This is a genomic window from Selenomonadales bacterium 4137-cl, from assembly GCA_032334055.1.
Taxonomy (GTDB): domain Bacteria; phylum Bacillota; class Negativicutes; order Sporomusales; family UBA7701; genus Anaeroselena; species Anaeroselena agilis.
Genome location: JAUOZS010000001.1, coordinates 3,966,594 through 3,982,799, shown reverse-complemented (window position 1 = coordinate 3,982,799; position 16,206 = coordinate 3,966,594). Strand labels below are relative to the sequence as shown.

Sequence of the window (16,206 nt, the reverse complement as noted above, 5' to 3'; positions counted from 1 at the left end):
TGCCGCATCTAAGGGGATGGAAAGTACTGTCTGGTCAGTCTTATCACTAAACTAAATTTGGATCATTGTGATTTCTCAGCAAGAAAAGCCAGGCCCGGGAACTTGCTTTCCATCGGATTATTGTTCAGATCCTTAGCCTTTCGCTCAGCATTTCTCTTGTCAAGCTCCTCAAACACACGCTTTGTTCGCGCTTCAGACTCTTCTTTTTCACGAAGAAATTCTTTCAAATCTGTGCCAGACTGCTTGTTAATTATTTTAAGCCACTTCGCATTAGTTAAATCTTTTCTAAACGTTGCTGCTTCTTCAAGCCGGTCCAGGTAATCCATCAATTGGTGCATCTCCATCTTTGGTTCTGCCTCACATAATTTCTTCAAAGCGTCGAGAATCAGAAAAATACGCTCGCTTGATTGGGCCATTACTCATCACCTCAAATCAATCCTAGCGTATTTTCATATGCTTGCCAAACAGTGTATAACCGTGAATAGTCGGCAATCTCGTTGCGACACGACAATTTACCCTTGTCACGATATACTTCTGACACTAGAACGGGATTTTTTATCAATTATCACCTTGTAACAATTCTTCGGAACTTTTCGCGTCCTTGCAATACGTTACAACGAGTTTCTACTGAGCTAGATAAACTATACCTGTTCGTCGAAGTAGTCGTTGTCTATCTTCTTCACTTCATAGGATGTCTCGGTCGAAACGCCGACGTTATAGTCGATCATCAGCTGTGCGAGCTGCATCCCATCAATGAGGACTATGCGGTTGCCTACCTTGGCAGAAGCGTCGCGGGCGGGAGGGGTGAATGTAGATGTAGTGAAAAATATGCCTTTATTGGCACCTTTCAGTTGCAGTGAGCCGATAAACTCGCGTATTGTTGGGCCGCCGACAGAGTCTTTCCACCCTAGGCCTGCACATAAATAACGTCGAGGCCCAACCGGTCTTCTTTGATAATGCCGTCTATACCCTCGTCACCCGCCTTCCCTACTACCTGGGCAGCTTAAGGAATGGCAGCATCGCTCCCTCATAGGTCGGCATTGCCACAGTTTATTCCCTCCATTCGCGTGCCGAGAAGGCTGGTTACCTGTTTATTACATCACGGCTCTGGCAGCTGTATATCCTGAGCCAACTAAAAAGGCTATTCCGGGACGCGGAGGATGCCCCGTCTCTCGAATTCCAGAAGGTACTCACGCAGAGCTTCCCTGTACTTACCCTGATTACCGAATCCCCCGAAAGGCGTTATTCGGAACGGAACATCAGCCAACCCTGCGCGGCGTACAGCCTCACTAACGATAGCAGGGAACTCGCCCCCTTTGAGCATGCAGACAACAGCCTGCGGCTGATATTCTCTGACCCGCGCCGCCAATCCCGGCATGCTTTCCCGGTGAAGCCGGCTTCGTTCTTGGGCCGCCCGGTCGTTGACTGGGACAAGGCAGAGATCGTCGAGATAACAGCCGACGCGCTGAAACAGCCGGAGAAACTCTTTCGCCGAAGAAGGGATTCGCCCCGGAAAAGCCAAGAAGAAAGCTTCTCTCGTGTAGGTACATAGGCTATCGCCAGTGTAAAAGAACGTACCTTTAGCCGGAGCAGACTCGCCTATGAACAACACAGCCACCTTATCGGGTTTATACGACAGTCGAATTTCTTCCACGCTGGGCATAATGCCTTCGCCCCCTAATCAAGCTAGTATATGATCTCCATGAGTTTCCGGTTAACCTTCAACCACTCCTGCTGTTCTTTGTAATTTGGGAGGACAGTCTTAACCCTTGCCCAGAAACTTGAACTATGGTTTTTATATGCGATGTGGCTGAGTTCATGGACAACCACATAATCAATAACTGCAATCGGACACATAATCAATCGCCAGGCGAAATTGAGGTTGTTCTTCTTGCCGCATGAGCCCCACCTCACCTTGGCCTCGGAAAGTCTGACAGAAGAATAGGTGACTCCCATTAGCCCCGCATAACGTGAAACCCGCTCTATCAGCATCTTCTCCGCTTCATCCTTCATCCAAGCAATTACATCTTCCCTCAAATACTCTTCCGGAATCAGGATGTTAGAACTAGAAAACTGGATGGCGGGAACGGAACCCTTGAGTATCGTGTATGTGTTGCCCAGGTACAGGATGCTCTCGCCGTTGTTAAAAATTACCGGGCTGTGCTTCTCGCCGAATGCAGCAACCTGTTGTTGCTTCTCTGTAATCCAGCGTTTCTTCTTCTCGACGAAGTCAACGATTACGCTCTCAGAGGCGTTCTGCGGTGCTCTGACAACAAGGTATGCATCGCTGTCGATAACCAGGGCTATGCTTTTCCGCTTGGAGCGGACGATTTTATAAGGGATTTTGTTCATGCACCGTCTCTCCCGAAATGCTGGAATCCCAGTTCAAGCAGTCTCTGGGCGATTTCCTTACGCTTCTTGAAAACACTGGGAACGCGCCGTTTAATCTCCGGAGCAATCAGTTTCGTAATTATGAATGTTCGCAGATTGTTTTGCATGGACTCGTTATTCCAGAAGTTCACCGCCGCGGCATCAGCCTTGAATCGCTGCAACACATCATTCGTCAAATCTTTGAGCGCCTCAAAGTCGTCCTCCTCAAGGTCAGCAAAGGTTTTATCGCCATATAATTCCTGCCTCAAGAGGGCAAAGAACGGCATCTCATGTTCCGGTTCATAGCCGTAGGTCTTTTCGCGTTGGCGGCCTTCGATGATTTCCTCACGAAACTTTTCAAGGGCATTGCGCAGGTCAGCCCAGTTGTTCTTGAATTCCTGTAACAGAGCCTCCAGCTTTTCGCTTAAACGCATGAACAGTTCCGGGTCTTTAGGCGTGTTCACGTTGATGTACTCACGGACGGCGTACTTGATTTCATCGCAGACAGCCCGGTCGGTCTTGGCTTTTGTCTTAGCATCGTCCAAGAAGTCACTGGAAAGCAACGACACTGGCGCTATTTCTAAGGCTACCCCGTTGACAGCAAGGTACTCTTCGATTATCGCCCGTACTTTTTTGCTCGCGTCTTTCATGGACAGACGCGGATCACGGGTGAGTTTGGCTACCGACTCCCTTATGAAAGTGAGCAGTTTGAAAGTGTCGCGGTAGTCCAGTGCCACAGGATGAGGCAGAACTCGGTCAAACAGCTTCGATAGTATACCGAATAAGGCGTTGAACTCATCGCGCAGCTTGTCGTCTGCTACAAGTTCCTCAATTATGGTGCTTGTGTCATCTAAGGAACTAACACCTAACTTGTCATGGATGAATAGCAAAATGCTGTTGTAGGCGCTGTTCAGTGAGTCGATGTCCTGGGCCGGATTTTTCATTGCCGCTACAGATTCATCAATGTCAGCGTCGGCGTACTCTGCCAGCGCATCGCGCAGATGGTTTGTCACGCCGACGTAATCGACCATGTAGCCGCATTTCTTGTCCGCACCGCAAGTGCGGTTTACACGAGCGATGGCTTGGAGAAGCGTGTGGTTCTTAAGCACCTTGTCCAAATACATGACCTGCTCGATAGGGGCGTCAAACCCCGTCAGAAGCATAGCGGTGACAACGATGATGCCGTAGTTACCGTCCCCGCCTTTCTTGCCCTTGCCGCCGTAAGGGGCCTTAAAGCCGTCCACGATGATTTCGTTTTCCTTCTCATCGCCATAGGCTTTCAGGTGCGGGTAATCATTCAGTGCAGTGGAAATGATGCAAGCTGTCTTGACCTGCTTCAACCTGACGATGTCGATATTCTGCGGATTGCTTTTCTCCAGCTCGGCGATTTTTATCGGGAGAAGCTCGTCAATAGCAGTCTTGTATCTGTGCGCTGCTTCCTTGCTGACACCGACAACCTGCGCCTTGAAGCCGTTACCAAAAACCGTATTGATATAGTGGTCAAGCATATCGGAAGCCTTCTCCCGGATGACTTCCCATGCCTCCAGATAACCCTTGGCAGTATATTTCCCCAGGATTCCCTGCTGCTCTTCGGTTTCCATATAGCCAAAAACGTCAACAAAAGCGCGGTTCATGGCGTCGTGGTCTGTGATCTCGCTATCGGTGGCGCGCCCCTCGTATTTGATTTCCACGACGACCTCATCCTCAACCGCTTGGCGCATAGTGTATGCGTCTATGTAGCCGCCGAAAGTCTCAGTCGTTTTCGTGATGGGGGTGCCTGTAAAGGCAACTTTCACGGAGTTGGGCATACTGCACCACATGTTGGCGGCGAGGTCGGAATACTCACTGCGGTGCGCTTCATCAATCATGACGAGAACGCGATTCGACTTGTTCAGCACGGGGAACTTATCGACCTTTTCTCCCCGGTCACCGAACTTATGCACCATCGCCACAGTCACATCGCTGGCGGTATTCGCTATCAACTTTTTCAAGCCGTCAATGCTTCCCGCCTCGTTGACGGCGAACTTTATGGCTTTCGTTGTTTTGAATAGCTGGGTTTGCAGGTCCTTTCGGTCGATGAGCAGGACGATTTTGTAGTCCTTCAAGTCAGTGGAGTTGAACATCTTGCGAATGACGAACATCATGGTCAGGGACTTGCCACTGCCTTGCGTATGCCAAAGCGTGCCGCCAGCTTGGTCTTTGCGTAGCCGCTCCACAATTTTGCGGGCGCCGCGATATTGCATGTAACGCGGTACGATTTTGATGGTACGCCCCTCGTCATCCTCGATGAACACGGTGTAGTTCTGGATGATGTCCAACAGGTGGGACGGCTCCAGCATCCCTGCAGCAAGTACCTCCTGACTGGATGGAACACCACTTTCCTTGATCTCAGATAGTTTGAACGGGTACGGGTCTTTCCACTCGATAAAGTGGCTCGCATCGCCTGTGATGCTCGTGTAACGGGCAGAGTGGTAGCAGGTCGACACAACGAACTGATTATAGAAGAACAGTTCTGAGACACCCTCTGCCGTTGCTGCGCCGCGCCTATCCTGATAGCGAAGAAGCTGTTCAATGCCTTCAGCAATCGGCTCAGCGATATCCGGGGCCTTGCATTCTACAACAACAAGGGGGAGTCCGTTGACAAAGAGAACCACGTCCGGGATGATGTGTTCCTCTTTCCCCGGAATCCGCACCTTGTACTGACTGATAGCTAGGAATTCGTTCTGTGAAGAGGCCTTATTAAAGCCCTCCACGTCAAACCAGTCAATAAGCCGCACGGGGCAGTTAGCCTCGCCCGTTTCCTCGTTGTCGGCGGATAAGCCTTCCACGATACGGTCAAAAGTCTCGACGTTGTTCTCCAGCAGCTTATTTATCGGGTAGGTGTAGTTTTGCAACTGGCCACAAAGGTCGTCAATCTGCGTTTCCTGTAGCCAAGGATTGAGCCGTTTCAGGGCCTGCTTGAGCTTCTTGACGATTATGACCTCAGCCAGTGATGCGCGGAAGCTCTTTTCAGGATCATGCTTGTCGATGTCGTCCAGCGCAAGTACCGTCCAACCGAGGGCTTCAAGCTGCTGAAGTAACGGCTCTTCTACATATTTCAGTTCTGACGGCCTTCCCTGCATTTTGAAGCCCTCCTTTTACATTAACACATCTACACTAACTCCATTGGGGTCAAGCAAATCCTGCATCAAGCCCCGCTTGATATCTTGGAGTTTCGTAAGGTAGTCCCGTTCGGTTTGAATTCTCTCGTCGGCGGCAGTTAGCATATCCGCTATACGCTGCTGCTTTTCGATACTCTTTGGTAGAGTGACAATAAGTTTATAGAGTTGCTTTCGTTGAATACCCTTTGCTGTAGTACCGGACGCGTACAAAGCGATATATCTCTGAAATTTGGCACTCATCAGATAGTGATATAAATAATCGTTTATACAATACTCTCTATTGCAATCGATAGCGATTGTTCGTTGGCTTAAAATATACCGTTGCTCTATTTCAACTTTTGCTACATTGCCCAAAGGCGCCTCCATTGTAAATAAAATGTAGCCCTTGTGAATATCACCGTTTGTCATCCATCTCTTGTATAACTCCGCGCTCCCGTAATTGGTCGGTTTGGAGAAATCTATTTTCCCCATTGTGACATTGTTTGCAGATAATGCAGGAATATCACCGTTTCCCCAATCCATGCCAAGCTTCTTGGGCGTTCTTCCGCGATAATCAAAACAAACATTGATGATTCTCTCGAAAGGTACTTCTTCGCCGCTTCCCAATAAATCCTGAACCATTCCCGCCTTAATGTTGGTGTACTTCTCAATCAGTGCGCGGGTTTTATCCATGGCTTCATCTACGGTGGCGAGGACTTCGGCGATACAAGTTTGTTCTTTTTCATCTATAGGTACACAGAAAGAATACTTGGCAACACTTTCAGCAGACAGATTTGGTTGTGCGGTTCCATTATCACTGGCTTTTCTCAATTTTTCTTCTAACGATGAATTCAGCAACTGAAATAAGAATCTCGGGATAATATTTTGCGCTCGAATGACAACTAATGAGGATGCCACCGTACCAGTTGAAGGCCATTCGTATATAGCATTTTTGCCTATAGTGCCGCGTAGACAGTAGATTATATCAGAATTCTGAAGTTTAACACCACGTAGCGATTGAAGTTTTTTTGCCGTAATATAATCGCATTTTGAAAAATCTACTCTCCCATTTATCAAGTGCCCTGCATTAATAAATGGGTATCCTTCTTTGACCAACTCATCCGCTGAAGGGTAAGCTTGACCCCGGTCACCATTTAATAATTCACAAAGCGCACCGATAGACGCATTTTTCCACTCACCCATTGATGTACCCTAACCTTTCCAGAAAGCCGTTCAGCTTTTCCTCAGCGGCTTTCCGGTCTGCCAGTAGGTCGGTTGCTGAAGCGTGGTACTTCTCCCACAGCCGGCAAACCGCCTTCACAGTCTGGGCGACCTCGGCGTTTAGGTATCTATCCAGTTCCGTGATGAAGCCTTCGTGTAGCAACTGCATGACAAGGGTTTCGCACTGTTCGGCGGTCAGCTTCTCGCGGATGGCGTCGATCTTACCCTGCAACTCGGAGGTTTTCCTCTTGAGTTCGCGGTTTAGCCTATTCTTCTCGGATTCCAGTTCCTTGATTTTCTTCAAATAAGCCTTCGCTTCGGCAGTGTCGAGGGCTTTGAGGAAATCCTTTACCTCTTTTACGGTCGGCTCTTTTGCTTCGGTTTCCTCGCCGTCCTCGTCAACGCTGTCATCATCGTTGCCCATATCGATAGCGGAAACATAGTTTTGCAGGTCGGCGAGCGCTGCCGCAGCTTCATCCTCTAGATACCTTAAGTCGGCAAGCTCGTCGACAAAATGCTCAAGCGCAATCTTCTCGTCGCTTACTAGAGCTGACACGAAGCCCTCAGCGCTGATGGTTTTAAAGACGTTCTTGATCTTGATGACCTCTTTGACGGAGACCTTGGTTTCTTTGCCGTCGGCCGCCTGCTCGATCTCGGTATATTCACGAACAGTGTAACTGTGATCCCACCAGTTGGCGAACACACCGATGCACTGGAACCTATCCAGAATTCCGAGAGGTTCTAAGGTATCCGCAAGGAGGGCAGTGAACCGCTTGGTGAAGTCGGAAATACCGAGATCACTTTCCACTTCGTTCACAGCAGCGCCTGCGTTCGCCCAGAATGCTTCGAAGGCGTCGTGCATTCTGCCGTTGGCGGCGGCCACACCAGGGTGTGCAGAAATGAACGCCTTGATTTTTGCTTTACTGTTACAATTGTCCATAAACAGCGAATAGCCGTCGCCCCGGTCTTGGAACACATCCACTTCGGCGATAGCATACTTCGTTATCAGTCCGTTCAATGCGGCAATCTCTTTGTTTGGTACTCCACCCAAAATGTGAGCCTTCACGTCGTGCGGTTCCTGTGGCGGCGTATTGTCCACATACCGCCTGATGCTTAAGTTGGTGTCGTTACCCTTCTCGTCGAGGATTTCCTCCAAAGGTACGATGCGGGAATAGCCAGGAACTTCCTCCATGTTGTCGAATACCCAGACGATTTTCTCGCTGTCCTCCGGGCGCAAGAAGTTCTGATTCTTGCCTTCGCCATACTCCGCGTCGGCGTTGATAATCAAGACCTTGCCCTTTAGCTTGGCGGGCTTCTTCTTGTTGATGACCAGTAGGCAAGTCTGGATCGTAGTGCCGTAAAACAAATCCGGTGGTAAGCTGATGATAGCCTGGACGATATCCTGCTTGTCGGTCAGAATGCCCTTGCGTATCTTCTTTTCCTCGCCGCCGCGAAACAGTACGCCGTGGGGCATAACGGTTATCATCATGCCATCAGGCTTGGTACTGGCAATCATATGCTGAACAAACATCAAGTCAGCTTTCTTACCAGTCTGAGGCGCCCAGCCATAGGCGAAGCGGTTCTGAAGCTGCATCTTGTCGCTCTTAGAGTAATTTTGCGAAAACGGCGGGTTCGCAATGACCCTGTCAAACTGAGTGGCTTTGCCGCTTGACTGCCAATGCGGCTCCATCAGTGTGTCCCCAGGCTGAATATCCGCATCCTGGATGTCGTGCATGATCATGTTCATCTTGCATATTGACCATACGGTCGCAGCGTCATCCTGCCCGAAGAGGGCGAGCTTCTTGCCGTCGCCGCCTTGCTCCTCTACGAACTGCTTGCTGTGAATGAGCATGCCTCCGCTTCCGACCGTCGGGTCGTACACGGTCATATTCTCTTGTGGCTTGATGAGCCGCACCATAAGGTGGACGACCGGCGAGGGCGTGTAAAATTCACCGCCCTTCTTTCCGGCGGAATCCGCGAAGTTCTTAATCATATATTCATAGGCTGCACCCAACAAATCCGGGAATACGAAATTGTCGTTCGTCAGCCTGTACTTGTTGAAGTGTTGAACAAGTTGCACCAGTCGCTCATTGGTGATAATCTGCTTTGACTTCACCTTCTTGGCGAAGTCGATATTACGAAGAACACTGTCAAGCTGGCTGTTTTCCTTCTCAATAGCGACGAGGGCGCGCTTCAGCTTGGATGCGACCTCCGTCTTCTGGTGGAGGATGCCCGTCCAACCGTCGCCATTGTCCTCACACTCCCAGCGAGCTTCCGTCGGCACAAAAAAGGTGCTGCCGTAGGAGGTTCGATCATTGATATATTCGTCAAATTCGGCGCCCGTGAGTTCAAGCTTTTGTGCTTGTGCAATCACTTCTTTTCGCTTTGCGTCGAAATTGTCAGAGAGTCGTTTAAGAAACAGTATCCCGAAGATATATTCTTTAAACTCGGATGCATCCATCTTGCCGCGCAAAATATCTGCTGCTTTGAGCAGATGGCTTTCCAGTTGTGAGATTGTTAGTTTCGACATGTTGAATGCTCCTTCGATTTAAATGTAAGTGCGACAAGTAGACTAATTAGATGGCGCAGGTGCTCATGGCTAGTAGTCAGTCAAACAAAATCATTATGGTGGCCCACATGGCGACTAAAGATAAGGCAGGAACTACTTACTTATACTGGGTAGCGTCCAGATTGGCTTAACACGGCATCGGCTACCCACTCGATTGCGCCTGAAAAAACACTAGAGCTTCACTTGCTATTAATCAGCTGCCCAACCTCCAGTTCCTTGTTGTTTCGGATATGGATCGATCTCCGACAAGTTGCAGCACAACCCAACTAACATCTTCGCCGACTATACTGGTTTTCCTTTTCAGGTATATATTGGAATATATGGGTGCTGCTATAGCGATGGGTGATCCACCAGTTTAGGGTAACATCAAATAATCGCCTACATCGCCTACAAAAACCATTTTTCGGCAAAATGCAGGCGATGCAGGCGATTACTTCTACAGCCCCAGAAAACTTTTCTTCAATTTTAGCACGTCGGGAGCATTTCCTCCCAAGCAGGGCAGGCGCTTCTGGACGGTATTCCGGTGGCGAGCATCACTACTCGTTTCGATAATGCCCTCATCGCGGAGGTGTCTCCACAGCATCTTATCCCCTATAGGGAACCGCTTGCCTTGGCTCTCGACCAGATTTTTAGCTGCCCCGTAACATAGACTGGGGAACAAGTAAGCATATTCGTCATCGTAGCAGCCGAAATGATGTTCCGGTAATTCCGCGGCGTTTGTGGCGCATAAATGGCCCTGGCCGCTTGCGATGATCTCGGCCATCGCCGCCAGAAACATCTGAGAGGGCATTTCCGCCCGAAGTGTGCCAGCATTTTGTTCTAGGACGGCTTTCAAAGCCTCAAATGCATGCTGGCCGTGCCGCTCGTATTCTTCTTGGCCAAGGAATCCCTGCTCTTTAGCAAAACTGAAGAACACTTCAAGCCCGCCGAACAGCTTTGAGACAGATTCGTTGATCCGGCCGGAATACTCTGGTGATTTTAGCCTGCCTTTAGCCTGCCGATAGGTTTCTTGAAATAGAGCAGGTATTCGATCTCTGTTGGCTGCCACCCATTCAATAAATATTACCATAAACTCCGCAAGAAAACGCTTATGACTCTGAAGTTCCAGAAGTGCTTCGTAGTCGCTGTGCTCACGCGTAACATCAATGAACACATACCTTGCCATTCCCGACTCGCCGATATCAGGTCTTGTCTCTCCTGTGGCGATAGCCGCGCCTCTTGGGAACCAGGACTGCCGCATCCGGCCACCAGCACCCATACGCCCACGGGCGGTACTGTCACCGTATGCTCGTGCAAGATGTTGCGCCACCTCTTTCATTGCCGCCTGTTCCTTGCTTGTTTGAGCAGGATAATAATCGTCGACAACAGTCAACACATCTTTGAGGATAAAGCAGATCTTCTCAATACTGCTGATCGAGAAATTGAACTTGGCGGGAAAACTGTTCTTGTCAAAGTCTCCAAAGAACGAAAGAAATAGTGCTGCTATTACCGACTTGCCGTTTTGCGAACGGCCTACCAGGTAAGGTACAAAGTCGATAACGGCTCCTTCCTCTCGCAGTATCGAACAGAGCGGGCTCAGAAATGTTATCGCAAACATCGGATATGCAATATGGGGAGCCAACATATCAAACAAAGAGAAAACCTTACTTGCCGCTTGTTCTTGATCGTCGCATGTCAAGGGGAGTACGTATCGGCCGAGAGTTTCTCCGCCTTCCGACAAGTCAACCCTAACACCATCGCCGGCGACAGCACCACCTGCATGTAGGAACACCCTCTGGCCGTTTATGTCCCGCCACCCTGTACATGTATAGATAGTTTCCTGTTGTCGGTCTTTGCCAAGCACTTGAATTGCCTCGCGAACACGATCGACGGCCCCGCGTTTGATGATTACCTCAATTCCCCATAGCCTTGGCAAAGACTTCTTTAGATCTCCCAAGAACTCAATGTCCGACAGGCGAATCGTAGGTAACGGTTTATTCCCCGTGAGCAGACCCTGGATATCTATGTAACGAGTGGTTGATAATCCATCGTCAAGAAGTATTTCCCGCACCGGCCAGGCCACAAAGTTGGCAAGTTGTTTGCTTACAGTGACTCCCTTCGCATCTTTGAGCTCAACTGTCCACCCGTTTTCAATATCTAGCTGGTTCTGTCTCAGTCTTTTTCGAATCAATGATCTTCGCAAAGGATGCCGTAATCGTTGCAGCATTTCATCACCTCGTATTGTTTGATGCTTCTACGTGATTACTGTTTTGGCGGACAACCTAACCTAAATAAATTCAGGGCGGGAGGTCGTTACTCCTGCCCGAACTATATGGTATATACGGCGTCAATTTCTGGGCACTCTTTTGTGTGGTAAAGTTGTCGTTCCGAATTGATGCGGAAGCTTGAAATAATTTCTCTGAGAGTATCTGGTCGTCGTTCCAAAGAATTGGGCTACTTCTCTCCTATGATGGCCGACCTAGCAGGCTAGACATCGCTTATTTACTGGGATTGCCGTATTTCCACTACTGCGGTTGCAGGTACGTTCTCTTGAGAGGAACAGTAATAAGTTACCGCTGGATTCCCGTATCTACACATGTTGAAATATAGCTCGTCTTTATATATAAAGAGTGCCGCGAGGTTATCGCGACACTCTTTATATTCAAGCTATATCATGTTCTATGCTTTGGTGGCCAGCAAACACCGGCTCGATAAGGTGAAAGATGCTTGGTAGGTAGCTGACTTCCCAATCTTTCGGTATGACAACGGGATTGATATTTGCTTCTATCAGTGACCTGCAATTGCGGCTGAATTGCTCTGTCGAATATTCCAGCCTAACCTGAGGCTTGGTGTGCTTGATGACTATGCCTGTTTCAGAGAGCTGCCGGCGAGCTTCTGAAATTGAGCGCGTCTGGGCAATGGCCCGTTGAATGCTCTCATTTGCTTCCCGGCGCCGTGCAGACATGCCCAGTCTTTTCATACGTTGTGAGGCGGCTGCCCGCTTGTAGTAATCGCCGCTTTTGTAGACGCGCTTACAATAGCTCGTTAGAACTTCCTCCGCATATTCTTCGCAGAAGAAGTTCCGCAGTCTCCTATCTTCCAGTCCTTTCGCCTTACGGATATACCCGACCTTGGGACTCTTACACTGAATCTCAAACCGGAGAATGTTCTTTGCTCTCTCAATTGACTCGGAACTCTTGCCGGCGTCCCGCATCTGCTTTGACTTGCTGTACACGTTTATTATCACGGATCTGCTTTCCCAGTAGCAGCTTCCCTTCCGCCAGTTGTATTTCTCCTTGTAATTACTTGGTTTGTCGCCTTTATCAAAGAGCATGAGATACTGGTGAACATACGGAGTACGGACATCAACGGCAAAATCAATTCGATGCACCAACCAATCAGGTAATGGCGTTCTTGCTATTTCCTCATCACCAGTCGCTTCTTTAATGGCTCTGGCGAAAGCAACAGTGAGATCATCCAGTGTTTCCGGTGTAACTGTCTCGAATGCATCGAACCCATAAAGTAGCTTGGCAGGATTAACGATCACTCTTAGCAGATATCCGTAGTCTTTTCCTCGTGATCGGGCCACCACTTCGGCAATTCCGTTGACGTTTACAGCTCCTTTGAAACTGTTTTTATTACTGCTGACACCCAGGTTATCGAGTATCCGGCGTGCGTGAGATGGCCATAAGGCGCAATAAACCGACATAGTGTGAATCATGAGAATCGCTCCTTTGAGATAGAATATACTCTGCAATACGCAGTTATCGTCATGGTGGTGCACTGTCCCCTAAGCCTTGCAGCGTAAGGATTACCCGCTCCTTGCCGCCCCATGTTCATGTCGCCGATAACTTCGTATAATTTACCTCTACCTGGTTTTTCTCCATAATTCACTGTTTTGGTGATCCGATGTTGAAATTATTTTCTAGATCTCATCGTCTCGGAGGAAAAACTCGGCGGGAACATTATACAACTGCATCAACCGGCAAAGGTGCTCGGCCTTAAGTCTAGTTCGACCGTTCTCGATGCTCCAGTAAGCGTTCTTGCTTGCGAATCCCAAGTAACGGGCCACATCTTCTTGCCGCAACTTGAATTCTCGACGCTTCTGTCTTAGCCGCTGACGCATTGACATCTTCATCTTCCCCTTTCTATTATGACACGAGTTCGGTGTCTATCTTAGTATTACGGGAATTTGATGGCGTATTGTGTCATGATGGTGCTCCATGTTGATTATCGTTTTGGTGACCCTAAGCACGAAAGAAAAACATCATGATCTTTGAGGCTCTAGGTGGTAATATGTCCCCAATTTTTGTAAGAACGCGAGCCCGGGGTAGGTCATTTACAGTAGGCCGTCCTGTTCGAGTGAGGTTTCGAGCCATTCGTCGATCATTTCTCGCAATTGTCGATGCCGGTAATTCCACTTGTAGCGGTATTGAATGCCACTGTAATTAGCTCGGTATATAAAGTACAGCATGTCTTGAATATTCTGTGGGAGATAGTTCCGTTCGGGAGTACCATATAGTCCTTCAAACCGTCGCAAGATATTTGCTTGAATACCCATTCTGCGAGCCAACCCAATAATTGGTGTATATCCGTTACGTCTGCGCTCACCCCATAGCCGGATATCATCTTTCCTTTTCCACAGTTTCCACCGATTGACCAGATTCATCAATCATCGCTCCTTCATAATTGATTACAAAACAATAGACGCCATGCGAAAGACAGCATACTAGTTGCTGTTTAACGCTATGGCGTCTTTACTTTTCTTCTATGTGTGCGCGGTGATGTGGCCCGCTACTTCATTATATCAAACTCGTACATTTCATTGTCAAGACTCTAATCAAATTTATTTGGAAGGAGGACAATAATGCCAGACTCATTATTTCAAGTGTTGCTGCGACCACCGTAGTTTTAGCCTCAATGAGCCCACTCTGGAGATTTCACGGGGACATGATGACAACATATCGACAGATGAGAGAACAATCTAAAAATAATTCTTCAAGAGTCTTGCAATCGCATGATCATGTGTGATATTATGGTAAAGGAGTTACGTAATATTACTCACCATGGTCGCATTGGGACCAATACCAGACAACCCAAGCAGCCGCCAATAGACAACCTTATACTTCTGGCAGCTTGATAAAACACTTCAAGATTACGGCACGTCAGTGCACAGACAGATCATTCCGCATCGCGGGAGGGATTTGCATGTGTCACCTGGCGTGCTTTTGTTTTTCAATATCTCTATTATAAGGAGGATTCCATCATGCTCGAACTCACAATCCAGAGTAACAAAACCTCGTACCCTGAAACCGTCATCTCGACGCCTCTGCCCCCGTCACCCGAGAATCACACCGGTCCGGCCGCTGATCTACAGGTCCTGAGCAACGGCATTGGCGAACTTCATCCGCTTTCGGATGCCCGGCAGATAATATTCAACAACGCAATTTCCCACAGCACCATTTCTCGCATGGTGAAGGCCAAAGAGTTTCCCGCCTTCAGGGTGCGCGGCCAATGGTTCTTCGTCTTGGAGGCAGCCAAACAATGGCTTGTCCAGAAGTCCAGCCAACTCGCCAGTTGATTCCCCTAGATGTAGGAATTCTGAAAAGGAGCGTGAACTGCAGTGAAAGGCAAAGGGAAAAAATACGGCGAAGGTCATGTTGATTGGCGCAAATCAAGCGCTCGGGTAATCTTCTACCACAAGGGTGAGCGGTTCGTTCTTCCCTTGGGGGTCGTCAGCGAGAAGGAGGCTGATCTTGCCCGTCTCCAGTTTATTCTCGACGTTAAGTCGGGCAAAGTGCTTCCGCGAGCCGCACAGAAAGAAATTGATAGCAAAGAAATGACGTTTGCACACTACACCGCGGTCTGGCTTGAAGACAGGAAACCGCTGGCGAGCGCCAAGACCTTTCATGAAGACAAGCGCCGGATTGAGTCGCGAATCCTGCCGGTATTTGGAGCGAAGAAGCTTGCCGCGATTACCGGATTTGAGCTGGACCAATATGTCAAAGGACTGCTTGCTCGACCATGGAAGAACGGAGATAAAACGTTCAAACCACTGAGTGATCAATCGCGAAAGCACTATTTCCGCCTGCTGTTCAGTATGTTCGAGCAAGCCTGTGCATGGGGCTTCATTCCGACCAATCCGATGAAAGGACTGAAGGCACCTTCAGCTACGAATAAGAAGACTGCCTTTTACTCGATTAGCGACTTAGCCGACTTCTGGAGGGTGTTCCCCGATTCTCAACTTCAGCGAGCTTTACTTATCCACATCGCTTGGACGCTCGGCCTTCGCCGCGAAGAATTATCCGGCCTCCGCTGGTCCGACATCGATTTCGACTCTCTGACCGCAACAGTCCAGAATTGCAGAATTTATATACCTGGTCAAGGCGTGCTCGATAAGGGGCCAAAAAACGGCAAGCCCCGAAGTGTCGGAGTTACGCCGCAAGTCCTCGAAGTGCTCACACTCTACAAGGCGGAGTATGATAATGCAAAAGTGGCCTGGAAAAAGCAGTGGCTTGGCAAGGATCTCGTCTTCGTGAAGTTGGAGGAAAAAGGCGCGCCGTACAATCCCTCAACGATTGACCATTGGCTTGATGAATATCTTGAAGACAACGGATTGCCGCATATCACTTTGCACGGATTTCGTCACACTATGGGCTCGCTGCTACACGAGGCCGGCATGAACACAGTCACGATCAGCGAGCTGTTGGGGCATTCCACCAAGCAGGCCGAATTTCTCGGCGGCTATGAATCGGCGCCGAGAGTGACGCGCACATACCTTCACGGCTCCAAAGATGCTACTACCAAGATGACCGGTTTGATGTCGGAAATATTCGACCAGGTGATGCTCTTAAAAGCACAATCTTCCCAAACATCTTCCCAAGACACTCCACAAGAGGCTTGAAAGGGAAAAGGCTTCCGAGGTCA

General features: G+C 48.9%; 11 protein-coding genes. 2 read left to right on the top strand and 9 right to left on the bottom strand.

All coding sequences use genetic code 11. The features are described from left to right. Positions 1 to 62: 62 nt before the first annotated feature. The 9 genes from Q4T40_20415 to Q4T40_20375 all read right to left on the bottom strand — a co-directional run bounded on the left by Q4T40_20415 (position 63) and on the right by Q4T40_20375 (position 13,948). Positions 63 to 416, bottom strand: a complete 354-nt coding sequence (locus Q4T40_20415) for a hypothetical protein (protein ID MDT8903597.1) — start codon at positions 414 to 416, stop codon at positions 63 to 65. A 725-nt stretch (positions 417 to 1,141) separates the two neighbouring features. Further along, a complete protein-coding gene (locus tag Q4T40_20410; GenBank protein ID MDT8903596.1) occupies positions 1,142 to 1,663 on the bottom strand; it encodes a hypothetical protein in 522 nt (173 codons plus the stop codon). A gap of 23 nt (positions 1,664 to 1,686) precedes the next feature. Next, positions 1,687 to 2,352: a SprT family zinc-dependent metalloprotease gene (locus Q4T40_20405; GenBank protein MDT8903595.1), complete on the bottom strand. Its 666-nt coding sequence runs from the start codon at positions 2,350 to 2,352 to the stop codon at positions 1,687 to 1,689. Next, positions 2,349 to 5,492: an HsdR family type I site-specific deoxyribonuclease gene (locus tag Q4T40_20400; protein ID MDT8903594.1), complete on the bottom strand. Its 3,144-nt coding sequence runs from the start codon at positions 5,490 to 5,492 to the stop codon at positions 2,349 to 2,351. The genes Q4T40_20405 and Q4T40_20400 overlap by 4 nt, the downstream gene beginning before the upstream one ends. 15 nt (positions 5,493 to 5,507) lie before the next feature. Next, the gene (locus tag Q4T40_20395; GenBank protein ID MDT8903593.1) at positions 5,508 to 6,713 is read right to left on the bottom strand and encodes a restriction endonuclease subunit S; all 1,206 of its coding nucleotides are present in this window, start codon (positions 6,711 to 6,713) and stop codon (positions 5,508 to 5,510) included. After that, on the bottom strand, positions 6,706 to 9,261 hold the full coding sequence (locus Q4T40_20390) for a class I SAM-dependent DNA methyltransferase (GenBank protein MDT8903592.1): 2,556 nt from the start codon (positions 9,259 to 9,261) through the stop codon (positions 6,706 to 6,708). Before Q4T40_20390 ends, Q4T40_20395 begins: the two co-directional genes overlap by 8 nt. A gap of 475 nt (positions 9,262 to 9,736) precedes the next feature. Beyond that, entirely contained in the window at positions 9,737 to 11,506 is a 1,770-nt protein-coding gene (locus Q4T40_20385; GenBank protein ID MDT8903591.1) for a DUF927 domain-containing protein, read from the bottom strand. A gap of 435 nt (positions 11,507 to 11,941) precedes the next feature. Then, positions 11,942 to 13,000 (bottom strand): hypothetical protein, encoded by a 1,059-nt coding sequence (locus Q4T40_20380; protein ID MDT8903590.1) that lies wholly within the window; start codon positions 12,998 to 13,000, stop codon positions 11,942 to 11,944. Positions 13,001 to 13,618: 618 nt separating this feature from the next. Continuing rightward, on the bottom strand, positions 13,619 to 13,948 hold the full coding sequence (locus tag Q4T40_20375; GenBank protein ID MDT8903589.1) for a hypothetical protein: 330 nt from the start codon (positions 13,946 to 13,948) through the stop codon (positions 13,619 to 13,621). Positions 13,949 to 14,545: 597 nt separating this feature from the next. Between Q4T40_20375 and Q4T40_20370 the strand changes: the two genes are divergently transcribed. Further along, entirely contained in the window at positions 14,546 to 14,860 is a 315-nt protein-coding gene (locus Q4T40_20370; GenBank protein ID MDT8903588.1) for a helix-turn-helix domain-containing protein, read from the top strand. A gap of 42 nt (positions 14,861 to 14,902) precedes the next feature. After that, entirely contained in the window at positions 14,903 to 16,183 is a 1,281-nt protein-coding gene (locus Q4T40_20365; GenBank protein MDT8903587.1) for a tyrosine-type recombinase/integrase, read from the top strand. The last annotated feature ends 23 nt before the right edge of the window (positions 16,184 to 16,206 follow it).